Annotated in this window: 18 protein-coding genes; 9 read left to right on the plus strand and 9 right to left on the minus strand. The window is 39.7% G+C overall.

Features of this window, described 5'->3' with window-relative positions:
* Positions 1-22: 22 nt before the first annotated feature.
* From GJU43_RS04280 to GJU43_RS04295, 4 genes are all read right to left on the minus strand, one after another.
* On the minus strand, positions 23-781 hold the full coding sequence (locus tag GJU43_RS04280) for a thioredoxin family protein (protein WP_154339589.1): 759 nt from the start codon (positions 779-781) through the stop codon (positions 23-25).
* A 63-nt stretch (positions 782-844) separates the two neighbouring features.
* Positions 845-1,276, minus strand: coding sequence for an organic hydroperoxide resistance protein (locus GJU43_RS04285; protein ID WP_154339590.1), 432 nt, complete (start codon positions 1,274-1,276; stop codon positions 845-847).
* A 113-nt stretch (positions 1,277-1,389) separates the two neighbouring features.
* Positions 1,390-2,394, minus strand: a complete 1,005-nt coding sequence (locus GJU43_RS04290; protein WP_154339591.1) for an alpha/beta fold hydrolase — start codon at positions 2,392-2,394, stop codon at positions 1,390-1,392.
* Positions 2,395-2,526: 132 nt separating this feature from the next.
* Positions 2,527-3,819 (minus strand): epoxide hydrolase family protein, encoded by a 1,293-nt coding sequence (locus GJU43_RS04295; protein ID WP_154339592.1) that lies wholly within the window; start codon positions 3,817-3,819, stop codon positions 2,527-2,529.
* 679 nt (positions 3,820-4,498) lie between these two features.
* On the opposite strand from GJU43_RS04295, the gene GJU43_RS04300 reads away from it, so the two are divergent.
* The 5 genes from GJU43_RS04300 to GJU43_RS04320 all read left to right on the plus strand — a co-directional run bounded on the left by GJU43_RS04300 (position 4,499) and on the right by GJU43_RS04320 (position 8,135).
* Complete coding sequence (locus GJU43_RS04300) at positions 4,499-5,044, plus strand: hypothetical protein (protein WP_154339593.1); 546 nt, start codon at positions 4,499-4,501, stop codon at positions 5,042-5,044.
* Between the two features lie 17 nt (positions 5,045-5,061).
* Positions 5,062-6,162: a hypothetical protein gene (locus GJU43_RS04305; RefSeq protein ID WP_154339594.1), complete on the plus strand. Its 1,101-nt coding sequence runs from the start codon at positions 5,062-5,064 to the stop codon at positions 6,160-6,162.
* A gap of 19 nt (positions 6,163-6,181) precedes the next feature.
* On the plus strand, positions 6,182-6,808 hold the full coding sequence (locus tag GJU43_RS04310; RefSeq protein ID WP_154339595.1) for a hypothetical protein: 627 nt from the start codon (positions 6,182-6,184) through the stop codon (positions 6,806-6,808).
* Positions 6,809-6,867: 59 nt separating this feature from the next.
* Positions 6,868-7,011, plus strand: a complete 144-nt coding sequence (locus GJU43_RS04315; protein WP_229654998.1) for a helix-turn-helix domain-containing protein — start codon at positions 6,868-6,870, stop codon at positions 7,009-7,011.
* 107 nt (positions 7,012-7,118) lie between these two features.
* Complete coding sequence (locus GJU43_RS04320; RefSeq protein WP_370455497.1) at positions 7,119-8,135, plus strand: LLM class flavin-dependent oxidoreductase; 1,017 nt, start codon at positions 7,119-7,121, stop codon at positions 8,133-8,135.
* 23 nt (positions 8,136-8,158) lie between these two features.
* Here GJU43_RS04320 and GJU43_RS04325 read toward each other — a convergent pair whose 3' ends face one another.
* The 4 genes from GJU43_RS04325 to GJU43_RS04340 form a co-directional block, all read right to left on the minus strand.
* The gene (locus GJU43_RS04325) at positions 8,159-9,760 is read right to left on the minus strand and encodes a Na+/H+ antiporter (RefSeq protein WP_154339597.1); all 1,602 of its coding nucleotides are present in this window, start codon (positions 9,758-9,760) and stop codon (positions 8,159-8,161) included.
* A gap of 202 nt (positions 9,761-9,962) precedes the next feature.
* A complete protein-coding gene (locus GJU43_RS04330; RefSeq protein ID WP_154339598.1) occupies positions 9,963-11,369 on the minus strand; it encodes an efflux transporter outer membrane subunit in 1,407 nt (468 codons plus the stop codon).
* Positions 11,370-11,389: 20 nt separating this feature from the next.
* Positions 11,390-14,554 carry an efflux RND transporter permease subunit gene (locus GJU43_RS04335; RefSeq protein WP_154339599.1) on the minus strand — a complete coding sequence of 1,055 codons (3,165 nt, stop codon included), beginning with the start codon at positions 14,552-14,554 and terminating at the stop codon, positions 11,390-11,392.
* Between the two features lie 9 nt (positions 14,555-14,563).
* Positions 14,564-15,724, minus strand: a complete 1,161-nt coding sequence (locus GJU43_RS04340; protein ID WP_154339600.1) for an efflux RND transporter periplasmic adaptor subunit — start codon at positions 15,722-15,724, stop codon at positions 14,564-14,566.
* Positions 15,725-15,990: 266 nt separating this feature from the next.
* Between GJU43_RS04340 and GJU43_RS04345 the strand changes: the two genes are divergently transcribed.
* The 3 genes from GJU43_RS04345 to GJU43_RS04355 all read left to right on the plus strand — a co-directional run bounded on the left by GJU43_RS04345 (position 15,991) and on the right by GJU43_RS04355 (position 20,943).
* Positions 15,991-17,040 carry a sensor histidine kinase gene (locus tag GJU43_RS04345; RefSeq protein WP_154339601.1) on the plus strand — a complete coding sequence of 350 codons (1,050 nt, stop codon included), beginning with the start codon at positions 15,991-15,993 and terminating at the stop codon, positions 17,038-17,040.
* Entirely contained in the window at positions 17,037-17,762 is a 726-nt protein-coding gene (locus GJU43_RS04350; protein WP_154339602.1) for a LytTR family DNA-binding domain-containing protein, read from the plus strand. The genes GJU43_RS04345 and GJU43_RS04350 overlap by 4 nt, the downstream gene beginning before the upstream one ends.
* Positions 17,763-18,021: 259 nt before the next feature.
* Positions 18,022-20,943, plus strand: coding sequence for a PQQ-dependent sugar dehydrogenase (locus GJU43_RS04355; protein WP_154339603.1), 2,922 nt, complete (start codon positions 18,022-18,024; stop codon positions 20,941-20,943).
* A 516-nt stretch (positions 20,944-21,459) separates the two neighbouring features.
* Here GJU43_RS04355 and GJU43_RS04360 read toward each other — a convergent pair.
* Entirely contained in the window at positions 21,460-23,886 is a 2,427-nt protein-coding gene (locus GJU43_RS04360) for a TonB-dependent receptor (protein WP_154339604.1), read from the minus strand.
* 276 nt (positions 23,887-24,162) lie between these two features.
* Between GJU43_RS04360 and GJU43_RS04365 the strand changes: the two genes are divergently transcribed.
* Positions 24,163-24,813: a VOC family protein gene (locus GJU43_RS04365; RefSeq protein WP_154339605.1), complete on the plus strand. Its 651-nt coding sequence runs from the start codon at positions 24,163-24,165 to the stop codon at positions 24,811-24,813.
* The last annotated feature ends 58 nt before the right edge of the window (positions 24,814-24,871 follow it).

The following is a 24,871-nucleotide window of genomic DNA, read 5'->3' on the forward strand; positions in this document are numbered from 1 at the left end:
TATGTCTAAATTGATTTCTCACTTAGTTGTTTTCTGCTCTTGCAGCGCCCAAAATCGCTCCGGAATTCGTATCCTGAACAAAACCAATTACTTCAAAATCTTTGGCTATAAAATCTTTTGGTGCGGCAACAATGGTACTTCCGTTTCCGTTATTTTTTAGTGCAACACTATGAAGTTCTTTTACAATCTGATAATGGGACAAAACACGATTGGCATTCTCTCCTCTTTTCACATTGCTTTTGGCTGATTTCTGTACCACCGCAAGCAGCAATCGACTGTTTTTTGAGATCCCGTTTACGGAATAATGTACATTCAGTTTATTATTTACCGTAGTTGTCTTCAAAGTTACTTCGGCAGTTGCAGGTTTGGAAAGTGCGCTGCTGATTGCATTTCGAACGGTGACTTCATCAGAACCGATATAATCCTTTTTACCGTTTACAACAACCTGTGGTGTATAAATGGGTTCTTTTCCGAGCCACTTGGCATAATCGTATTGTCTCCTGGTATACTCCTGATTACTAAAAATATCTTTCCAGCCCTGTCTGTCCCAATAATCGACATGATACGAAAGCACATAGACCTGGCCGTCTTTATTTTCATTTTGAATTTTCCCCAGCAACTCATCTGCGGGCGGACAACTGGAACAGCCTTCCGAAGTAAATAACTCCAAAACAGCAATTCCTTTTGTAGCTTTTTGATCCGGATTATTCTGGGCGCAACTGCTCATTCCGATTAGCAGTAACACGCTTGCAAAAAGGGAAGATGTTTTTATTTTTTTCATGATTTCTAAATTAGGATCAATAAAAAGAAACCCCTTCGATGGAAGGGATTTTCTTTTAGGAAATTAAAGAATAGTAATCTCCACATTAATATTTCCTCTTGTCGCTTTAGAATACGGACAAGTCTTGTGCGCTTCGGCAGCAATTGCTTTTGCTGTTTCAGGTTCTAAACCCGGAAGACTGATATTTAAGCGGGCTTGTAAAGAGTATTCTCCGGCGGTTACCGCCAAATCTACCTCAGTATCTACAGCCGTTTCTGCCGGCAGTTTGATGTTCATTTTTCCGGCTGCAATGCCCATGGCACCAATAAAGCAGGCCGACCATCCAGCAGCAAATAACTGTTCCGGATTGGTTCCCGGTCTCAAAGAACCCGGAGAAGTCAGTTTCACATTCAGGTTATCATCTGAACTTCTGGAAGCCCCTTCGCGCCCTCCTGTTGTATGTGTTTTTCCGGTATAAAGAATTTTTTCCGGCTGTGAGATGTTTGAATTTTCCATGATTGTAATTTTTAAATTGTTTATTGTTTATCGTTTAATCTTGATTCTATATTCTTGATTCTATATTCTTGATTCTATATTCTTTACTCCCAACTCCTAACTCCCAACTCTCCTCATTTCCCAAATCCATCTGCATCAATAATCGCCTGTGCAAATGCTTTCGGATCTTCCTGAGGCACGTTATGTCCAATTCCTTTTAAGATTCGGTGTTCGTATTTCCCTTTGAATTTGTTTGCATACGCTTTTCCATCCGCAAAAGCACCGTCAAAATCACTACCGATAGTTATCGCCGGAACTGTAATATCAGGTCTTGCGGCTAATCGTTTTTCCAGGCTGTCGTATTTCGATTCTCCCGCTTCAAGGGACTGACGCCATCTGTAGTTATGAATTACAATGGCCACATGATCCGGATTATCAAAAGACTGTGCCGTCTGATCGTAGGTCGCTTTATCGAAATTCCAAAGCGGAGAAGCCAGTTTCCAGATCAGTTTATTGAATTCATAGGTATTTTGTCTGTATCCGGTTTTCCCTCTTTCCGTAGCAAAATAGTACTGATACCACCAGCCGTATTCCGCTGTTGGAGGCAGCGGTTTTAAGTTCGCCTCCAGATTTACTACAAGATATCCGCTTACCGAAACCAGACCGTTTACGCGTTCCGGCCAGAGCGCTGCCACGGCCACGGCTGTTCTCGCTCCCCAGTCAAATCCGCCAATCGTTGCTTTTTTGATTTTGAGCGCATCCATCAATGCAATAACATCACTGGCCAAAGCAGCCTGTTGTCCGTTTCTGAAAGTAGCATCCGAAAGGAAACGAGTCGTACCAAAACCTCTTAAATAAGGCGTAATCACCCGGTAGCCTTTCGCCACTAAAATTGGCACCACTTCACTATAACTGTGAATATCGTAAGGCCAGCCGTGAAGCAGAATAATCGGACTTCCTGTTGCAGGACCTGCTTCGGTATACCCCACATTCAATAATCCTGCATTGATTTGTTTTAAGGTGCCCAGAGAACTGCTTATCCCGATTGTATTCGTTTGTTTTTCTGATTGCGCCTGACTAAAATTCGCACTTAGAAAAAGCACTGTCAGCAAAACGATTTTGTTTCGTATAGTTTTCATATTATTTTGATTTTCAAAATATTGATTCATTAATTTCTTTATCAAAGATACCCTGACAATGATCGTTTTACAATCAGAAAAAAGGTCAAACGGACAAAGTAAGGGCTGAATTGGACAGTGTTGAATTTGAATTTATTTACGTAATGATTTAAAAGCGGCACGAAGTTCAATGGTAAAAATTTGTGGCTCTTCCCATGAGGCAAAATGACCGCCTTTGTTTACTTCATTAAAATAACTTAGGTTTTTATAGGCTCTTTCCGCCCAGCTTTTCGGCGCCTGATAGATTTCTCCGGGAAATACGGTTACGGCAACCGGAATTTTGATCTCTTGTGTTTTTTGTTCCACCACATTAAAGTTGTTGGTGTTGTTTTCCCAATACAATTGTGCAGATGAATTGGCCGTATTGGTAAACCAGTACAAAGAAATATCATCCAGCATTTCGTTTTTGGTCAGTGATTTTTCCGCATTTCCGCCGCTGTACGTCCATTCGTTGAATTTATCCAGGAAAAACGAAGCCAGTCCCACCGGAGAATCGGTAAGTCCGTATCCTAAAGTCTGAGGGCGTGTGACCATCATTCCGGCGTACCCTCCGCCTCGGGTGTACAATTTATTCAGCGAAACAAAAGCCGCTTTTTCCTTAACCGATAATCCTGCAGGTGCGGGATCTCCGTTTTTCAAAGCTTTAGCAACATCTGCCGGAACTGTGGCAGGCATATTCACATGAATGCCCAACAATCCTTCCGGAGCCTGACGTGCCATGGCATCTGCAACCACAGAACCCCAGTCACCGCCTTGCGAAACATAATGTTTGTACCCCAGACGTTTCATTAAAACATCCCAGGCAGCACCAATTTTTTCAGGTCCCCAGCCGGTTCCCGTTGGTTTTTCAGAGAAACCATAACCAGGCATGGAGGGAATGACAAGATCAAAAGCATCTTCGGCTTTTCCGCCGTAAGCGGTAGGATCTGTTAAAGGTCCGATCACTTTCAAAAGTTCAAAGAAAGATCCCGGCCAGCCGTGGGTAATGATTAACGGTAAGGCATTTTTGTGTTTCGAACGAATGTGAATAAACTGAATGTCCAATCCGTCTATAATAGTAATGAATTGCGGCAATGCATTCAGTTTGGTTTCTGTTTGGTGCCAGTCGTAATCGTTTCCCCAATATTTTACCAAACCCTGAATCTGGGCTAATTTCACTCCCTGTGACTGATCCGTCACGGTTTCCTGTGCAGGCCATCTGGTCGCATTGACACGGTTGCGAAGGTCTGTAATGGCTTCTTCCGAAACACTGATGTGATACGGGCGAATGGCTGCTGCATCCGCTGTATTTTTCTGTTGCGCAAATCCTGTGGCAGCAATCAAAATAAGCGCGCCTGTCGCTAGTACATTCGATAAGCTGCGTCCGGTGGTTGTATTTGTTTTCATCTTTTTTGATATTAAATTATGATTATCGGTTCATTTCTTCGTCAAAAGTATTTCGATAATCCACGTTTTAAAATCAGAAAACAGCCCAAACGGACAAAGAGCAGGTTGAAATGGACAGCTGGTATTTTAACCGCAATGGACGCAAGGTTTTTTTATAATAGGAACTTTGTAAAAACGCTATGTTCGCAAAGCTATATCTAAATAACTTTGCTCCCGATAGGTATCGGAATTGCTGTTAAAATAAATTGTAAATAAAATATTACTTTTTTATATATTTGCAATCTCTAAATACAAAAATGCCACCAAGAAAAATTGCCCGTGCAGTATGGTGGCGGTATTGGAAACAACCGCAACGCACTTTGTAACGTAGGAACACCTTAGCTGTGCGGGTTCTTTTTTTCTAATCACAAAAAATACCATCCAAAAAAAACTTTTACCCGTGCGGTATGGTGGCAGTATTAGAAACAACTGCGACGCTCTCTTTACAGCGTAGGACACCTTAGCTGCACGGGTTTTTATTTTTCTGTTATTTGAAATACCCGTATAAATACGTATTGTGTTGTTTATGTAATTCGTTTACACTTGTTGGTAATAAATATTAGTGGTTATGGATTTCCGTCAAATACATTATAACTAAAATGTAATCTTTGTTTATATAACTAAACTTAATAATAATATTATGAAAAATACCTTAACCCTCATTTTAATTTTATTTTCTATTATTTCTTATTCACAAAAAGAAAATGTAGAATCTTCGACAAGAATATTTATTGACAAAGCACAATTTACAAGAATCAATAAAGATTGGAATACAACCGCAGAGTTTAAATCTGGAATAGGGGAATATGTAAATTTTTATCCAATAGAAGTTATTGATATAAAAACAGGTACAAAAGTAAATGCTCTGCAGGTAGATATGTTCATTAAAAATCCCGAAACCTTTAAAACTGCTTGGATCGGAATTGATGAAATTGAAGAATTTATAAGTTTTGTTGAAGATAATGTTATTCCAAATCTTGATTTAAAATTAAAAGATAAGTCTTCTGAATTTATTTTCAAAGCAAAAGAAATGACAATGTATTATTTGGTTTATGAAAAAAATAAAAAAATCACTATAAAATTAAATAGTTATGATGATGATAAAGTTCTAAACTATACATTTTGGACGGAAACTCAAGTAGATAAAATTCCTAGATTGTTATCTGTTTTGAAAAAGATTAAATAATAAATCGGAATTTAACTATGACATTTAAAGAAATTGGGAATAAGATTGACAGCACAGCCAAAAATGAAAAAAGGATTGCTCGAATAACATGGAATGAAAATGGATGGGTAAAACCATCCGGTTTAAAAGGAAAAAGCAAAAATAAAAAAACTCATGAAGGTCAATTTGGTTATGGACATGAAGAATGGCTATTTGATACTAGTAAATTAATTGACGGCTTTCATTATGGATTTTTAGAGCCTATTAGAAAGCAACAAAAAGCTTATACAAATAATATTTATAATGTTTGGTTGTATACAATTGATAGTATTACTAAAAAAAGATATTGGATTGGGGAAATTAATAATGTAGAAGTAATTGATGATAATCATGCGCAAAAAATAAAGAATAGATACATTGAGAATAATTGGCATAATGAAATGAAATCTCAAATAATTGATTGTGGAGCAAATGCAAAAGGTTTTTCTGAGTGGAATGGAGTTGATTTATTTAATATAAAATTTTCACCTAGAGATATCAATTTTAATAGTGCATATTTTGAATTACCAAAAAATAGTAAAATCTATGAATTATCGCGCTATACTTTTGCCAATTATAGAGAAGAATTTAGAAAAGATAAACTAGATAACAGTTTTAGCTTTATCTCAGATTCAGAAAAAAAACATAAAAATAATGAAGATGCAGTTATAAAAAATTCTCATTATAATAGAACACCAAAAGCAATCGAAGTTACTTACGTACATAAAGCTCTTTGCGATGGATTAAAAACAATTTTAAAATCACAATATGGATCTGAAAATATAAGTACAGAATTAGATAGTGGATATTCAAATAATAGAATAGATTTAGTGGTTAGAAATAATAATGAATATATTTTCTATGAAATTAAAGCATATAATTCAACCAGAACTTCAATCAGAGAAGCAATCGGTCAATTAATGGAATATTGTTTTTGGATAGATAAGGAAAATGCAAAAAAATTAATTATTGTTTCGCAAAAACTTGGAGATTTAGATGATGCTAAAAATTATATCAAACATATAAGGAAAAAGTTATCAATTCCTATATATTTTCAAACTTATGATTTGTCAACTAAAGAACTTTCCGAAGAATATTAATTAACTACCTTATTTAAAAATGACTCAAGAACAATTTGTCGAAAAAATACATTTATACACTCAAAATGCTAAAAACTTAATCGAAGGTGACGGAGGTTATAATATTCAAAGAGGAATGGCTCATGTAACTTCGGGTTACGTTGAAGATTTATTTGCACTCTATTTAGCTACAAAAATTAACAGATTGGATTTACAATATTTAGTGGATAAAGTAACTTCAATACGTTTTAGTAAAAATGGAAAAGCTACTAAATTTAAACCAGATTTATCTATTATAAATTCTGAAAATATTTTGACTCATTATTTTGATTTAAAAACAAATTTAGGTTGGAATAGGGATTTAGCATCTTACTTAAAAACCAAAAACGAATTTATTAATAAAATTAAAGGTAAAAATGCTTGGATTCATTTTGATAAAGACAATGTTCAGGGAATTAAAATATCTGAAAAGCTGAAATATAAAATGGTTGTTGTTTATGGATGGAATATCAATAGAGAGCAAATGGCGCAAAATATTAGAATAGCAAAAGAGTATGAAAATGTAGAGCTCTTTATCTTAAACAATTTAGATGAAAATAAAATCCTCACAATTGAAAACGAAGATTTTGAAAGATTACACACAGAAACATTAAATCTTTGCAACTAATAAATCAATCATAAATTTCGATTATTGTATTTTTGTTATTGTTTAAAAGAAATAACCCAATGCAAAGAAACCAGAAAGAAGAAGTCCAGGCCCTGCAGGACACCATATACGTTTTAGGTGGAAAATGGAAACTGCCGATCATCAATTCGATTTGTAATGGCAATCATCGGTTTACGGAGCTTCAGCAAATATCCTCGGAATAACTTCGTGAATGTTATATCAAAAAGCCTGACATTTTTACCAAAATTTTAGGTTTTTCAAAACAATTTCGTAACCGTAAAAAAACTGAATTTAGTATCTTTACGTCATGATCGAAATAGGAATAGACAGTTTTGCGTCGGCGATGTACGGCGATAACAACACACTTAGCAGTGTAGAGGCCATGGAGCAACTGCTTCAGCGAATTGAGTTTGCCGATCAGGTCGGACTTGATGTTTTCGGAATTGGCGAACACCACAAAAAAGAGTTTTTAGATTCGGCTACGGCTGTAATCCTGAGTGCTGCTGCAGCACGAACCAAACAAATCAGGCTTACGAGTGCCGTGAGCGTCCTTAGCGCCGCAGATCCGGTGCGGGTCTACCAAAGTTTTGCAACGCTGGATCTGATTTCCAAAGGAAGGGCCGAAATTGTCGTAGGCCGTGGGTCTTCGATTGAAGCCTATCCCCTCTTCGGATTTGAACTGAACGATTACGATAAACTTTTCAAGGAAAAACTCGAGCTGTTGCTGCAGGTCCGCGATAATGAATTTGTTACCTGGTCCGGAAAATTCCGTGCGCCATTAAATAATTTACCGGTTTACCCAAGAGCGATACAGGAAAAATTACCCGTTTGGCTGGGTGTTGGCGGAAGCCCGGAATCGTTTGTCAGAGCCGGAACTTTAGGTTTGCCTTTGATGGTGGCCGTGATTGGCGGACAAACGCACCGTTTTCGCCCTTTAATAGATTTGTACCGCGAAGCCGGACATGCGAACGGTTTCAAACCCGAAGAATTAAAAGTCGGTTTACATTCGCCCGGGTATGTTTCCGCTACCAATGAAAGTGCTGTCGCAGAATACTACCCCGGTTATGCCGAACTCTGGACCAAACTAGGACTCGAACGTGGCTGGCCGCCCGTAACCAAAGAAAAATTTGATTATCTGAGCGATGAAAAAGGTGTTCTCGTTCTTGGAAATCCCGAGCAGGTCGCCGAGAAAATTCTACGCCACAGCGATGCATTGGGCGGAATCTCGAGATTTACTTTCCAGATGGATAATGCGGGACTCACCCATTCACAATTAATGAACGCCATCGAACTTATAGGCACAAAAGTAAAACCTCTGATTCAGTAAGACATCAGAGGTTTTGTTTATCATTAGTTTTCATACATTTCCATCCACAGACGGGTTTCTTCGAGATCGAGTTCTTTTTCGATTTTACGAAATATTTCCTCGTTTACGGAACCTTTTTTGTGCATAACCTCAAGTTTGGAACGCTCTACATTCAGCAGATCAATTTGTAATTTGGTAAAATCATTGAAGATTTCGCCACCCATTACCTTCCCTTTTCCAAAGAAGTTGGCCGGTAATTCGGTTTTCTGCAAACGGTTGAATTTCACCTCGTATTTGCTTTTTATATTATGCAGCAGATCATCATTCAATAAGGAAAAATTATCTTCGATATGGGCAATCGTTTCCGAAACAATTATATTACGGATTCCATATTCTTCTGCTAAAATGGAATAAGGTTCTAATTTTAATTTACGAATCACCCACGGCAAGGTTAGCCCCTGAATGACCAGCGTAGATAAGATGACACAGAACACCAGATAAATAATCAGGTTTCGTAACGGAAAGGCTTCATTATCATTGATAGTCAGAGGTAAAGCCAAAGCAGCCGCCATCGAGACCACGCCTCGCATTCCGGACCATCCGAAAACAATCATGTTGCGGTAATCGAATTCTTCTTTTTCACGGATTCTTTTACTTAAAAACCTCGGAACCAGCGTGGCCGGAACCACCCACAAAAACCGGACGACAATCACCACAATACTGACCGAAGCACCCCAAATGAACAAAGACATTCCCGAGTAATGGCCTATTCCTTCTATAATAGCACGCAACTGAAGACCGATTAAAATAAATATTAAACCGTTTAGAATATTAGTTAGCACGCTCCAGATTGTATTGGTCATGATGCGGCTTTCGTGCGTGAAAATCGTACCAGATCGTGCCGAAAGATACAACCCTGTTGTCACGACAGCCAAAACACCCGAACATTCAAAATGCTCTGCAATTAAATAAGAGGAAAAAGGCGTCAGTAAAGTAAGTGTGGCTTCGATAACATCGTCGCACACAAATTTTTTATGAATAATACTCATGACATAACCTACTCCTAAACCAATCGCAATCCCCAATGTCGACATGATAAAGAAATTCAGTCCGGCCTGCCAAAGTACAAAATTCCCGGCTGTAATCGCGGTAAGCGCATATTTATACGCTACAAGTCCACTGGCATCGTTTAATAAACTTTCACCTTCGAGAATCGCAATAAGTCTTGGGTGTAAACCTAATCCTTTGGTAATGGCTGTTGCCGAAACCGCATCGGGCGGAGAAACAATCGCACCAAGCAAAAAGGCCAGCGGCCATGAAATATCATCGATCAGCCAGTGTGCCGCAATGGCAACGGCAACGGTGGTAAAAAGAACCAAACCGACAGCCGCAAGCGTGATCGGACGCACCGCCTGCTTAAAATCAGACCAGCTCGTATACCAGGCAGCATGATACAAAAGCGGCGGCAAAAATATAATAAAAACCACGTCGGGATTTAAGGCAATTACAGGAAGTCCCGGTATAATACTAATGGTGACTCCACAAAGTACCAGCACGATTGGAACGGGAAAATTGTATCTCTTGCTTAAAAGGCTCAGGAAGGCAACCCCGAACAACAACATGATTATTACTGTAATATTCTCCATTTCAGCTTGTTTTTGGCTTTGTTATTAAAATTGGCGGTCTGGTTTATCTAGGGTACTAATATAGTAACTCGCAGGTTTAATTCAAAACTGGTGTCAGGAGGAGCGGAGTCGAAGGCTAAAACAAAAAAACGTCTCAAAAAATTGAGACGTTTTTAACCAAAATTAACTAACGATGATGATGGTCGTTTTTTTATTTAAAAAATTACTTCCATCCGCCACCTAAAGCACGGTACAGGTTAACCAGCGCTTGTAACTTCTGCAGATTGTCATTTACACCGCTTAATTGCGCCGACAACAGATTTTGTTCTGAAGTTAATACATCTGTATAATTGGTTGCAGAACTGTATTCTAAAAGTTGTTGTGTGTAATCCACTGCTTTTTCTAATGATTCAATTTGTCTGGCTCTCGAATCCTGTTTTTCAACTGCCATCTGATACGCGTACAGGGAATTCGAAACTTCCTGCCCCGCTGTTAAAAGCTTTTGCTGGAAAGTGTTCAACGCCTGTAACTGTTTCGATTGAGCCGTAGTCAGTCTGGCTTTATTAAGTCCCTGATTGAAAAGCGGCTGCGTCAATCCTCCGACAAGGGAATAAAAAACAGAGTTACTGAAAAAATCTTTTAACTGTAAATTCGAAAAACCGCCACTTGCCGTAAGCGTGAGGCTCGGATAAAAATAAGTTCGCGCTAAATTGGTACTTTCGAAAGCCGTTCTGAAATTAAATTCCGCCTGACGCACATCAGGACGATTTTCCAGCAACTGCGAAGATACACCAACCTTAATGGTTTCAGGAATTACCTGATCTTCCAATACCCCTCTTTCGATGGTTCCGGGAGCCTGTCCCAATAAAATATTCAGGGCATTTTCGGTTTCGCGAATACTTTGCTTTAAATCCGGAATCAGCACTTCTGCCGCATAACGGTTGGCTTCACTCTGTACCACAGCGGCACCGGTCACGATGGCTCCTTCTTTTAGGGCTTTAATCGTTTCTACGTTTTTAATACGGCTTTCCAGTGTTTTTTTGGTAATCTCCAGTTGTTTGTCCAAGGACAGTAACAGGAAATAATTATTGGCAATATCCGAAATCAATTGGGTCTGAACGGCTTGTTTGGCTGCATCTGTAGCCAGGTAGCTGGACAGGGCCGCTCTTTTGGAACTGCTTAATTTTCCCCAGATATCCGCTTCCCAGGACGTACTCAGAGCCAGTTTGTAAGTCGTTGTCAGCGTATTGATATTGATTCCTGCCGGAAAGTTAAGCCCCGCTTCGGATTGTTTCGTGTGCGTTGCATTCGCATCGAGGTTCAAGGTCGGATAATACGCCAGTTTGCTCTGACGTAACGTTGCTTGCGCCTGAATGATATTTTCGATCGCATTTTTCAGGTTCAGATTCTGGTCGATTCCTTTCTGAATCAGGGCATTTAGTTTTGCATCTTTAAAAACACTCTGCCACGGCATCGTTGCCAGTGTCGTGGTATCGGCAGCAGTATCATCACGAAACAACTTTTCGGTCGAAACACTTGCGGGGCGTTCGTATTTTTTGGTAATGGAGCACGCACTTAAAAGTGCGGCTGCCAGTACCAGAAGTATATATTTATTGGAACTATGAGTCATCTTTTTTCTTAATTTAATTATTACTCCTTCTGAGTGTCTAATAGTGCTACTTCCTCCTCATCATCTTCATCATAACCGTCTTTGGCAGGTCCGCTCACTTTTTCCTGTAACGTCTGGAAAACGATAAACAAGACCGGAATGACAAATACTCCCAAAATGGTTCCGATTAACATTCCCCCAACAGCTCCTGTTCCGATGGATTTATTACCCACCGCACCGGCTCCCGAAGCAAACATCAAAGGAACAAGTCCTAAAATAAAGGCAAAAGAGGTCATTAAAATCGGTCGTAAACGTGCTACGGCTCCTTCAACGGCGGCCTGAACAATTGGCAATCCTTTCCTTCTTCGTTCTAAGGCAAACTCCACAATCAAAATACCGTTCTTGGCCAGCAATCCAATTAGCATGATTAAGGAAATCTGCAGGTAGATATTACTGTTTAACTTGAATATAATCGAGAATAAATAAGCACCGGCCAATCCAAACGGAATGGAGAATAATACGGCAAACGGCAAAATATAACTTTCGTATTGAGCACTTAACAGGAAATAAACAAACACCAGACACAAGATAAAAATAAAGATCGTTTCACTTCCCGAAGCCAGTTCCTCACGGGTCAGTCCGGAGAATTCATAGCCATACCCTGCCGGAAGATTTTCGGCCGCCACTTCCTGAATCGCTTTAATCGCATCTCCTGAACTAAAGCCCGGATTTGGCGCTCCCGTAATTGCAATCGACGTAAATAAGTTAAACCTTGAAATGGATTCCGGTCCGAAAACCCTGGTCATTTTTATAAATTCTGTAATCGGTGCCATTGTTCCGGAGCTGTTTCGGACAAAAATCTTGTTCAGCCCTTCTGTGTTCGCCCGAAATTCGGGAGAAGCCTGGACCATCACACGGTATTGTTTTCCGAATTTATTAAAGTTCGAAGCATACAATCCACCGTAATAACCCTGCATCGTAGACAAAATAGAATTGACAGAAACCCCTGCATCTTTGGCCTTAGCCAGATTAATCTCCATCATATATTGTGGAAAGCCGGGATTAAATGGCGTTGTTGCATACTGTATTTCAGGACGTTTGGACAATTTTTTCAAAAATTCCGTATTCACTTTAAAGAATTCTGCTGTTGAATGCCCTCCTTTGTCCTGCAATTGGAATTCGAATCCACCACTTTGTCCAAATCCCTGAATGGTTGGCGGAGAAATAAAGAAGATGTTGGCTTCGCGAATACCGCTTGTTTTGGCAAAAAGCTGGCCAATAACATCATTAACACTTAAATCACGCTTGTCCCAGGTTTCGAGTTTTACAATAACCATACTGTAGGCACTACCCGCTCCCGCAGTAAAGTTCTGCCCCACAATACGAAGGGTATTTTTAACACCCGGAATGGTATTCGCAATACTGTCTACTTTCTTGGCTATGATATCCGAACGTTCCATAGAAGCCGATGGCGGTAAACTGATGTTGGCAAAAACGGTTCCCTGATCTTCCGCCGGAACGAAAGCCGATGGTGTTGTTTTCATCATGTAAAACAAGGCTGCCCCGGCAATAAGAATCGCCGCCAGTACAATCCATTTTTTTACGGAAAGGAAACTTACCGAACGTTTGTAGCGTTCCGTTACATTGTCAAAGGCAACGTTAAACGAGGTATAGAATCGTTGGATAAAACTTTTATGTTTGTGATCGTCAGCATGTGGTTTTAAAAGTAAGGCACACAAGGCCGGACTTAAAGTCAACGCATTAATAGCCGAAAGAATAATCGCTACCGCCAATGTAATACCAAATTGTTTGTAGAAAACCCCCGTAGATCCATTGATAAAAGTCACCGGAATAAATACCGCAGCCATGACCAGCGTGATCGAAATAATCGCTCCCGAAATTTCGCTCATCGCATCAATTGTTGCCTTTTTAGACGATTTATAACCGTGATCGAGTTTGGCATGCACTGCCTCGACGACGACAATCGCATCATCGACTACAATACCAATCGCCAGTACCATCGCAAAAAGCGTTAAAAGGTTAATCGTAAACCCGAATAAATTCAGGAAAAAGAACGTACCTACAATCGCTACCGGAACCGCAATTGCGGGAATCAAAGTAGATCTGAAATCCTGAAGGAAAATAAATACGACGATAAAAACCAGTATAAAAGCTTCAATCAGAGTATGGATTACCTTTTCAATAGAAGCATCCAGATTTTCGTTAACGTCAACCAGAATCGTATATTTTACTCCTTTTGGAAAGCTCTTTGCGGCTTCTTCAATCAGTTTTTTGGAGTTGATGATGACATCACGGGCATTAGACCCCGGAGTCTGGCTGATGGCCATCGCTGCCGATTCTACACCGTTTGTTTTAATGGTGGAATTATAACTCAGTGATCCCAATTCTACCTTAGCTACATCTTTCAGGCGCAGCATTTGTCCGTTTCCAACCGATTTGATAATGATATCGCCAAATTCCGTGGCACTGGTCAGACGTCCTTTGTATTTAATTACGTATTGAAAAGCCTGATTCCCGTTCTCCCCAAATTTACCCGGTGCTGCTTCTATATTTTGTTCGGCCAGTGCCGCCGAAACATCGCTCGGAATCAGCTTGTATTGCTGCATGACATCCGGCTTCAGCCAGATTCTCATCGAATAATCTTTTGCTCCGAAAACGGTTACGTCTCCTACTCCGACCACACGCTGGATTTGCGGTACCAGGTTGATCTTGGCATAATTTTGAAGAAAGGTCTGATCGTAGGCTTTATTGTCACTGTATAAAGAGAAGATCAGCAGGTTACTACTCTGACTCTTCGTTACTGTTACACCTGCCTGAGTTACCTCTACGGGCAATAAACTGGTCGCTCTGGAAACCCTGTTCTGAACGTTTACGGCTGCCAAATCGGGGTTTGTTCCTACTTTAAAAAAGATTTTTATAGAAGCACTACCGTCATTGGTTGCAGTAGAAGTCATATACGTCATGTTTTCTACACCGTTAATTTGTTCTTCCAGCGGAATCACAATACTTTTAAGTACCACATCTGCATTGGCACCGGTGTAACTTGCCGAAACGTTTACTGTTGGCGGCGCGATATCCGGGTATTGGGAAATAGGAAGCTCGATAAGCCCCAAAACCCCCAGAATGACAATAATAACCGATATTACTGTCGAAAGTACAGGTCTTTGTATAAATATTTTAAACATGTTATTTTCTTATTTTAAGTCCGCGTAAACCGTTTCTGCACTCACCTTATTTGTTTTAATTTCAGATCCGTCTTTAAGAGCGGCTACGCCTTCTAAAACAATCTGATCCCCGGCTTTTAATCCACTGGTTACGACATAATAATTTGCAGTGCTGTTTTCCATCACTGTAATATTTGTATTTTTAGTTTTACCGTCTTTTCCGACCACAACGGCAAAAAGTTTGTCCTGAAGTTCAAAAGTGGCACTCTGCGGAATTAGTAATCCCTCGTTTATCGCTTTCGGAATTCGTACCGTTACACTGCTTCCGCTTCTGATAATCCCTTTTGGATTTGGAAAACGGGCCCTGATGTTTACTGAACCTGTTTCTGTATTGATTAATCCGTTGATGGTTTCGATACGTCCTTTTTGGTCATACGCAGAACCGTCTGAAAGCACTAAGGAAACTTCCGGTAATTTTTTGATTTTCTGCGCTAATGATACATTCGAGTCGGTATCAGTAAAATTCAGAAGCATTTTTTCATTCATCGCAAAATAAGCATACACATTACCAATACTGGAAACAGTAGTTAAAGGCTCCGCTGTAGCAGAACCCACTAAACTTCCCAAACGAAACGGAATTGAACCGACCACTCCGTTTACGGGGCTTGTTACTGTGGTATACCCCAGATTGGTTTTGGCATTCACTAAACTTGCATTGGCCTGAGCCAGTGTTGCCATGGCTGATTCGTAGTTGAACTGAGCAGATTCTAATTCGTATTTGCTGATAATTCCTTTTTCTACTAATGGTTTTACTTTTTGTACCGCTAATTTTGCGGTACTTACCGCTGCCTGAGCGCTTTTTATACTGGCAGCCGCCGTGCGGACTTGTTGCTCGTATTCGGGAGCGCTGATTTTAAATAAGGCCTGTCCGGCTTTTACAACGGCACCTTCATCAACATATATTTTCTCAATATAACCTTCCACCCTTGGACGGATTTCTATATTTTCCTGTCCCTGAATACTTGCCGGATAGTCTGTATTTAATGTTGCTGATTTTGACTCTAAAACGAGTGTTTTATATTCTTTAACGGGCTGTGCACCTCCGGCCTGAGCTGAGTTATCACTTTTATTACCACATGATGCGATAAAAATAGATACTGCGAGAATGCTTAAAAAGGATTGCTTATTCATTGGAAATAATATGTAAATTATCGATTATACAAAAACAAAGGAACTAAAATATAACATGTAAAAAATGACCAATAGACGGAGAGCAGTAAACTATCGATAGACACAAGATAACACCCGATGGAAATTAATAAAAAACTAAACAAGTGTTTAAATTCTTTCTCGTCGGCTCTAAAATGGTTTTTAAAGGTTCTGGTTCTGTATTGAGCGATTGGTTAAAAATGGTATTCAGATAAAATGTAATATTGTCTTAAAAATAATCATTTAAAATGAAAACAAACTTCTTTAGACCCTATTTATTTCCCGGAATACATATTCTTAGCTGGTTTTTACTGGGGTTTATCATGCTGTTTTACACCCCTTTAAGCTGGAACATTACGATTCCGACCTTCTTTTGGCTGTGGCAGACAATCGTACTTTTCTTTATGATTGTTATTTTTTATTCGAATGCTAAAATAATAGTTCCGAAAACCATTATTAAGGGCAATATGGCTACTTATTTAATATGGGCTTTCCTGGTCATCTTTGCCATGCAGCTTATTGCTTATTTTTATACGTCGCAAACCGACCTTCACAATAAAATTGCCGCCCTTTTGGGATTCAAAAAATATAGAAATGACTATTTTGACAATTGGGTCTTCACGTTCACCCTGCTGGTTTTAGGAATCAGCACCAGCTGGGCGATGTTACAGCACTGGCAGAAAGCGGCGCAGCACAAACAAAAGCTGGAGCAGGACAAAACGATGGCAGAACTTGCGATGCTGAAAGCACAGATTAATCCGCATTTTTTCTTCAATTCCCTAAACAGTATTTATTCTTTAACGTACAGCAATATTGAGGATTCGCGTAATGCCCTTCACACGCTGAGCCGCATGATGCGTTACCTGCTCTACAGCACAGAGGGAGAAAGAACTACCTTATTGAAAGAAGTCGATTTCCTGAAAGATTTTATTGCCTTAATGCGCCTTCGTGCCAATAGCAAATTAACGATTACAACTGTAATTCCGGAACAACTTACGGATTATCCGATTGTTCCGATGCTTTTGCTGCCCCTGGTAGAAAATGCGTTCAAACATGGGGTACATGCAACAGATAAAAGCGAAATTATCATTACCTTGAAGCAGAAAGAAACCGATCTTGAGTTTAAAGTAGTGAATACTTTTTTCGAAAAAACAGCAAACTCCGATCCGGGAGGAATTGGTTTAACGAATACAAAACGCCGATTACAGCTTATTTATCCGAACCGGCACTGGATGGATTGCGGTGTAAACCAGGACGGTAAATACGAGGTAAACCTGAAAATAACTTTAGAAAAATGACCGTATTAAAATGTATAGCAGTAGATGATGAGCCATTGGCCTTACGCCTGGTAGAGACTTTTATCGAACAAACCCCATTCCTGCAATTAATAAGCAGCTGCGACAATGCCGTAGAAGCCATGAGCGTCATTCGGGAGAAACAGCCTGATCTGGTTTTCCTGGACATTAACATGCCTAACTTAACGGGCATGGAACTTGCCCGGCTTTTACAGGAACAACCGGGAACAACGCCAAAAATTGTTTTTACAACCGCTTACAATCATTACGCCATTGAAGGGTACCGGGTAAATGCGGTGGATTACCTTTTAAAACCTTTTAGCTACGAAGAATTTTTAAGGGCCGCCAACAAAGTATTGGAATTATGCGAAGAAACTTCCAATCTGCCTAAGGTTATTGACGATGAATTTATTTTCTTAAAAGTGGAATACCAATGGATACGGATTAGCCTGAAGGATGTTTTATATATTGAAAGTTTAAAAGACTATGTAAAAGTACATTTGGAAGCGCCGCAAAAAGCCTTATTGTCCCTCATTTCCTTAAAAGCACTAGAAGAAAAATTACCTGCTTCAAAATTCATGAGAATACACCGCTCCTACATTGCCTCCCTGGATAAAATAAGCGCCATCAGTAAAAACTCCATCTTTATCGACAAAGCAGAAATAACCGTCGGAGAGCAGTACAAGGAAACCTTTAAAGCAATCGTAGATAAGTGGATAAGATAGTTGTGAGTTGTCAGTCGCAGTGTTCAGTCGAAGTGTTCAGTCGAAGTGTTCAGTCGCAGTCACAGTATTCAGTCACAGTGTTCACTTGGATTTTTCAGTTTTCACTTCTTGCCTCTTGCATCTTGCATCTCATAACTCATAACCCATAACCCATAACAAACAACTCATAACTCCTAAAAAAATCTCATACCTAAATTAAGTTTAGTACGTAAAAAAATGTTAAATTTGGCTACCCACATCACTAAACCTACTAACAATTATGAGAAAAAAATTATGTTTTAGCTTAGAAAATGTACGATTAAAGACCACTTTCCTCTATTTTTTCTTTTTATTGATCTCCTGGCAGGGCCACTGTCAGTACATTACTGAAACCCTTGCTCCTACGGCAGTTATTAAGGAAGGGCTTTCGTTAGAACAATCTTCAGACGGGCGGATTTTTATTGCCGAAAGAGCCGGTATCGTAAAAGTATTCCAGAATAATGCCGTTTCAACTGTTTTTACCGTAACCACCGTTACCGACAACGAACAAGGCTTACTGGGACTTACGTTGCACCCGGATTTTGCCACCAACGGTTACATTTATGTCTTTTATGCGATCAACGACGGAACGGTCATCAGACACCGCATTGAACGTGTTCAGATCGACAATACCAATCAGGTGGTAGCCCGACAGGAAATTCTGTTGCTGGAACCCATTGGCGGCGGTTTTCACAATGGCGGGGATCTAAAATTCTTTAACGGATTTCTATATGTGACGGTTGGAGACAGCCAGCAAAATACCAATTCTCAGGATTTGGATACCTACAAAGGAAAAATATTACGTCTAACCGAAAACGGACTTCCGGCTCCCGGAAATCCATTCTACGGAAGCGGTTCCATACAAAAACAAAGCATCTGGGTCTATGGATTCCGAAATCCGTGGAGACTTGTTCCCAACGTAAAAGCCAATAAATTATTTGTGCTGGACGTTGGAACTTCCTGGGAAGAAGTAAATGAAATCAGCAATCCAACCATCCGCAATTATGCCTGGGGACATCCTCAGGGAGGTGACGGAAAACAAACAGAAACCAATTTATTTACCAACCCTATTTTTACTTACGCAACGGGAAGTATCGGAAATGCTTTGACCAATGGTCTTTTGTACAATCCGACGACTCCGCGTTATCCGAATCTGGAAGGAAAATTTATCATTAAAGATTTCGTAAGAAATGCAATCCGTTCTTTCGATCCGAATATTGCAGATCCGGTTTCTACAGAATTTTACAGTGCTCCACAGCAGATGGCACTGGGTATGATGTTAGGAAATGACGGCTATATTTATTATTGTGCTTACGGAAACAACGGCTCTTTAATCCGACTGAATTATATTGAAACCGCAGCTCCGACTATCGTCAACCATCCGGTATCCAAAACGATAATGGAGACCTATCCTGTTACTTTTAATGTAACAGCCAGCGGTGTTGGATTAAGTTACCAATGGCAATTTAATAATACGGATATTCCAGGCGCAACGGGGGCGAGTTATACCATCCCGAATGTCACGAATGCCAATGCGGGTGCTTACCGCGTTGTCGTAACCAATACGGCAGGCAATGTAACGAGTAATGCCGCTACGCTGACGGTTACTCCGTTTAGCAATGCGCCGACCGTAACACTTGTTTCTCCTTTACCGACCTTAAAATGGAATGCCGATGATATTGTCAATTTTGCGGCTACAGCAACCGATATAGAAGACGGTGTATTGCCGGCAAGCGCTTTCTCGTGGAGTATGGATTTATTTCATGAAGATATTCCGGGTGCAGGACATTCACATCCAGGAGCAAGTCCGCAAGGGGTAGCATCAGGAACTTTTGTAGCGTCCAATCAGGGGGAAAAAACACCGAATGTGTGGTACCGATTCACGGTAAAAGTAACCGACAGTAATGGCTTAACCGCTTCTGCGTATGTCGATATTTATCCGAATCTTGTGGATGTTACCACCACCAGTTCTCCTGCTTTATTAAATCTGGAATTCAATCAAAAGCCTATTGTAGCGCCTGCTACCAAAAAAGTGGTTGCCAATGCCAAATTACAAACGCTGAACGCTCCCACACCGCAATATGTGGGAAACATACGATATGATTTTGATCACTGGAGCCAGGGTGGAACGGTCAATCAGAATTTTCAGGCACCGGCAACAGGAACCATTACCTATACGGCTTTTTATACGGCAACTACTTTAGGCAATGCCCCTTATCTGGGAACCATTGCCCAGATTCCGGGTGTCATCGAAGCCGAAAATTATGATGTAGGCCCAACTGCCTTTCTGGATACGAATGGCGGTGGAGATACCCCTTACAGACCCGGAGATGGCGTAGGAACTGAAGCCTGTAATGAAGGCGGTTTTAATATTGCGTATGTGGCCAAAAATGAATGGCTTAAATACACCGCAAAAGTAAATACGACCGGAAATTATGATATTAAATTAAGAATTTCAACTCCGTATGAAAATAGAAAAGTACATCTTGAAGTTGATGGTGTAAATGCAACCGGAGTGGTTAACATTCCCAATACAACCGGTTTTCAGAACTGGCAGACGGTAACAGTGCCTAATATTCCTTTAACACAGGGTGTGCACACCATCACTTTGTTTTTTGATGAAGCGGATATTAACATCAACAAACTTGAATTTACCTTATCCGCAAATGCGACTGCTCCGGTAGCCGATTTTGAAGTAAGCAGTTCTATGGGATGTTTAAATACAGCGGTTACTTTTACCTCCGTTTCTATCGGAACAGTAGATACGTACAACTGGAGTTTTGGAGACGGTGCGACACCGGCAACCGCAACAGGAGTTGGTCCTCACTCGGTAGTCTATGGTACGGAAGGCGATAAAACTGTTTCCTTAACCGTGACTAATACGACAGGAAACAATAAAAAAGAAATCACCTATATGGTTCACAATTGCAATCTTGGCGTCGAAGACCCAACTGGGGAATCCAGAAAGATTGTGGTGTATCCGAATCCTTCAAAAGGAATCTTCCATTTATCAAAAGAATTAGAATGGAGTGTTTACGCTGCATCAGGAGCTAAAATAAAACAAGGTACAGGAACCGTGATTAATATCTCGGATCAGGCCACCGGAATTTATTTTATTAAAAACAATGAAAGCAGTAAAGCGATATCTATAATGAAGCAATAAATAAGCTCCGTTTAAGGCACTAAAGGGAGGCATGCGGTAACGTATGCCTCCCTTTTTTTTAGATAGATTCTGTTGTCGGAGAGCATTGATGATTAGCGGGTGTCATTCCGAGGAACGAAGGAATCGCATCTAGTATTCGACAACAGCGTGCGTGATTAGCAGTTGTGATTCCTCGTTCCCCGGAATGACTTGGGTCACTGCGTTTTATTTCTTGCGTTTTACACATTGCTTGTCCATACTATTGTGTGAAAACGAAAATAAAAGTTCACTTTCACACACTTTCTGTGTGAAAACTAAAAATAAAATCAACTTTCACACACTTTTTGTGGGAAAACCAAAATAAAAATTCATTTTCACACAACTTCTGTGGGAAAGTGAAAAATAAAATCAACTTTCCCACAGCAATAAAAAAACCAGTCAGGAAAAACTGACTGGTTCACAGAACTTTTATTGTTAAACTGTCTGCCTGTTTCGGGAAGACGCAATAAATCAAAAGGCGTATAAAGAATATTTTTTTTAGAATTTGTACGTTACCCCTACTCTGAAGTTTCTTGGCTGTTCGGTCTGCCAGTAATACGTATTCACGTTTCTTGAAGCGTAATAAGAACCACTGTACAAATATTTGTCAAGAATATTAAATACATTGGCTGTGAATTTCATTTTTCCGGTTTCATAAGATAAACCTCCGTCCAGTTTGAAATATTCCGGAAGTTTCTGCAATCCTACTGCCCAGGAATCTGTTTGTCTTCCGGCAAGGTAAGTTCCTCCTATAGAAGCTCCCAATCCTTTTAATTTGCCGGATACAAGTGTATAATTTAACCATGCATTCGCAACATGTTTTGAGAATCCTGTTAAAGCACTTCCTTCAACAATAGATTTTACATTAGATTCTGTTACAATTGCTTCCGTAAAGGCGTAATTCGCAATCAGGTTCAGCCCGTCAAGGATTTTACCTCTCACGTCAAACTCAACACCCTGTGCTCTTTTTTGACCCAATACCACTTTCCAAATATCATTTGGTCCGTTATCAGGATCTCCTGTAAGTTCATTTTCCTTAATGATTCTGTATGCCGAAACGGTAGTACTCCACGATCCGTCAAACCAGTCTTTTTTAATACCAAACTCAATATTATTACCCGTAAGCGGTTTTATCGCTTCTCCGCTTTTTATAATACCCGATTGCGGTGTAAAAGCCTGATCGTATAATCCGTAAACAGAGGTTGTTGGCGTGATAGAATAACTAAGTCCTGCACGTGGTGTAATGTGGCTGTCTTCCTGAACATCTCCCCAGCCTGACTGATTGACCCAGGTGTATCTTGCTGCAAGCGTCAGTCTCAGTTTATTTTCAAAAAAACCAAGTTCATCCTGAATATAACCTGCCGCATATTCTGAAGTAATCCCTCCAAAAGATCTTTCTTTAAGAGGCTTACTGCGATCAAAATTCGGCAATCCGTTAGACGGTGTTCCGTAATTTGGATTAAAAACATTAAACGGATTATCGTAAGTATCTAAATTATGGGACTGATAAAAGTCGGCCAAATATTCTTTGTTTCCTAAATCAACACCCCCTAACATTTTGTGGGTAACTGATCCCGTAGTAAATTTTCCATTGACAAAAATTTGTCCCAGATACATATTACTTTCAGCATCCCAAATCCCGACACTACGGATAACCTCACCTACTCCAAGTTGTTCATCAGGAATATTATCAGCGTCCAGATAAACTGGTCCGGGACCAACAGCTGTGGGCCATGAGCTATACCCTTCCTGCAGGTATTTAAAATAGGATGTTTGTGCCGTTAGTTTCCAGTTGTCATCAAATTTATGTTCAAAAGTGAAGTATCCGCTGTGGTCATTCATTTTGGTATCCGGTATACCCGGTTGCGTCATCGTGAAATTTCGTGGCATGGTGGCATATCCGCCGCCATCAGCACCAAAGACATAATAAGAACCTACTTCAGACATATTCGCATGCTGATAGTTGTACTCCAGTGTAACTTTAGTTTTGTCGTCAATCTGGTACGAAAGAACCGGAGCAATCACGTAACGGTCATTGTGTTCGAAGGGTCTGTGAGAACCTTTCTTTTGCAAAGCCCCGTTGAATCGGTACAAAAATTTACCTTTTTTATCCAGTTTTCCATCAAGGTCTATGCTCGCTCTGTAGAAATCATAACTTCCTGCGATTACCGTAGCTTCGCCTTTTGTGATTCCGGTTGGTTTTTTGGTCACCACATTATAAAGTCCGCTTGGATCTCCGTTCGAAAGCATAAATCCCGCCGGGCCTTTTACAAACTCGATATGGTCGACAAAACTCATATCTTCGGTAAGAGGACCCCAGAAAGAAGACACTACATTGAAACCATTACGGAACGCCTGAATCTGAGAACCACGCATGGTAATATTGGTATACATATCGCCCCAGTGTTCGACACGTACGGCACCACTCACATTACGGATCACCCCGTCGCTCATACTGATAATTTGCTGGTCTTTTAAAGTCTGACCGCTTACAATCTGAATGTTTTGAGGGATTTCAAGAACCGGAGTCTGAAGACGCAACGACAAAGAAGGTTTGTCCTGCTTGTATTTGTTTTTTGTAATGACCACTTCATCCAAATCTTCCTGATTTTCTGCAAGTGCGAAATTTTTGGTTGTGGTTTGTTTTGCAGTAACTGTAATATTATCCTCGATTGGATGAATTCCTACTGCGTGAATACTAATCGTATACGTAGCAGGTTTGACGTTTTTTATCTCATATTGCCCTTTCTCATTGGTTACGGCATTATGTTTTGTTCCTTTAAGCGTAACAGCAATATTTTCTGCCGGACTGTTTCCGCTTAAAGTGACTTTTCCGCTTATTTTACCTGTTTCCTGACCCATTATATTTAAGGAAATCAGAAATAACAAACTAAACAGGGCTTTTGTACTGGTTGATATATTCATGTTGGTATGGAGTTTAAATTCATCGCAAAAGTAAACTCAAATATCTTTTAATCCAAATTATTTTTAATCATTCTAAATAAAAATAATTATTTTATCTAAATTAGTGGTATTAAATTCCACACCCGAAAAAGTTTCCTTTACCTATCTCAATTTTCATACGAATTGGCTATACTGCCATTGAAGTATAAAATGGTGAATGATTTTAAATACTTTTATCGTTTTTTAAATTTGCCTGAAACGAAAAGAAATTTTCTTCTGATCTTAAAAATTACGATTATGAAATTAAAGCACCTTCAAATTCAAACCAGCAATATTCAAAAAACCACTGCATTTTATGAGAATATTTTAGAACTTCCTATTACAGAAAAAAGCAAAAATTCAGTGACTATTCAGGCCGGAAATTCTGTTTTAGAATTCACTGAAAATCCAGCATTTGACTCTGTCTATCATTTTGCTTTTAATATTCCGGAAAACCAACTGACAGAAGCCATTGCATGGTGCCAAAACAAAGTAAGTTTAATTCACATTGAGGATCAAAATGTAATTGCAAATTTTGAAAACTGGAATGCTAATGCCGTTTATTTCTACGATAACAGTGGCAATTTATTAGAATTCATTGCCAGACATGATTTACATAATTCCCAAACAGCAAAATTCAGTTCCAAATCAATTCTGAATATCAGTGAAATCGGAATCGTCACTGAAAATCCGTTGGAATTGGGGAATCAACTAAGACAAGAATATGGATTGGAGTTCTTTAACAAAAATGATAACAGTGAACTTTTTGCTGCTGTTGGAGACGATGAAGGTCTATTAATTATGGTAAAACCTAATCGAAACTGGTATCCCACCCAAACGCCTTCTAAAAGCAATATAACTGCAATTACTATCGAAAACAACGGAGCTGGAACTGAACTGCAATTTTAGAATTTCACTTACGCTTTATAACAAAAAAAGGCTGCCGTAAATGGCAGCCTTTCTGTTT

Source organism: Flavobacterium sp. LC2016-23 (genome assembly GCF_009674775.1).
In the GTDB taxonomy this organism is placed as follows: Bacteria; Bacteroidota; Bacteroidia; order Flavobacteriales; family Flavobacteriaceae; genus Flavobacterium.

What these genes read in the sequence shown, in the direction of transcription:
- GJU43_RS04290 (WP_154339591.1), bottom strand. Translation starts at nt 2,394, where the DNA reads ATGAAAACTATACGAAACAAAATCGTTTTGCTGACAGTGCTTTTTCTA.
- GJU43_RS04350 (WP_154339602.1), top strand. Translation starts at nt 17,037, where the DNA reads ATGACCGTATTAAAATGTATAGCAGTAGATGATGAGCCATTGGCCTTA.
- GJU43_RS04300 (WP_154339593.1), top strand. Translation starts at nt 4,499, where the DNA reads ATGAAAAATACCTTAACCCTCATTTTAATTTTATTTTCTATTATTTCT.
- GJU43_RS04345 (WP_154339601.1), top strand. Translation starts at nt 15,991, where the DNA reads ATGAAAACAAACTTCTTTAGACCCTATTTATTTCCCGGAATACATATT.
- GJU43_RS04295 (WP_154339592.1), bottom strand. Translation starts at nt 3,819, where the DNA reads ATGAAAACAAATACAACCACCGGACGCAGCTTATCGAATGTACTAGCG.
- GJU43_RS04365 (WP_154339605.1), top strand. Translation starts at nt 24,163, where the DNA reads ATGAAATTAAAGCACCTTCAAATTCAAACCAGCAATATTCAAAAAACC.
- GJU43_RS04335 (WP_154339599.1), bottom strand. Translation starts at nt 14,554, where the DNA reads ATGTTTAAAATATTTATACAAAGACCTGTACTTTCGACAGTAATATCG.
- GJU43_RS04285 (WP_154339590.1), bottom strand. Translation starts at nt 1,276, where the DNA reads ATGGAAAATTCAAACATCTCACAGCCGGAAAAAATTCTTTATACCGGA.
- GJU43_RS04355 (WP_154339603.1), top strand. Translation starts at nt 18,022, where the DNA reads ATGAGAAAAAAATTATGTTTTAGCTTAGAAAATGTACGATTAAAGACC.
- GJU43_RS04330 (WP_154339598.1), bottom strand. Translation starts at nt 11,369, where the DNA reads ATGACTCATAGTTCCAATAAATATATACTTCTGGTACTGGCAGCCGCA.
- GJU43_RS04325 (WP_154339597.1), bottom strand. Translation starts at nt 9,760, where the DNA reads ATGGAGAATATTACAGTAATAATCATGTTGTTGTTCGGGGTTGCCTTC.
- GJU43_RS04305 (WP_154339594.1), top strand. Translation starts at nt 5,062, where the DNA reads ATGACATTTAAAGAAATTGGGAATAAGATTGACAGCACAGCCAAAAAT.
- GJU43_RS04280 (WP_154339589.1), bottom strand. Translation starts at nt 781, where the DNA reads ATGAAAAAAATAAAAACATCTTCCCTTTTTGCAAGCGTGTTACTGCTA.
- GJU43_RS04315 (WP_229654998.1), top strand. Translation starts at nt 6,868, where the DNA reads ATGCAAAGAAACCAGAAAGAAGAAGTCCAGGCCCTGCAGGACACCATA.
- GJU43_RS04360 (WP_154339604.1), bottom strand. Translation starts at nt 23,886, where the DNA reads ATGAATATATCAACCAGTACAAAAGCCCTGTTTAGTTTGTTATTTCTG.
- GJU43_RS04310 (WP_154339595.1), top strand. Translation starts at nt 6,182, where the DNA reads ATGACTCAAGAACAATTTGTCGAAAAAATACATTTATACACTCAAAAT.
- GJU43_RS04340 (WP_154339600.1), bottom strand. Translation starts at nt 15,724, where the DNA reads ATGAATAAGCAATCCTTTTTAAGCATTCTCGCAGTATCTATTTTTATC.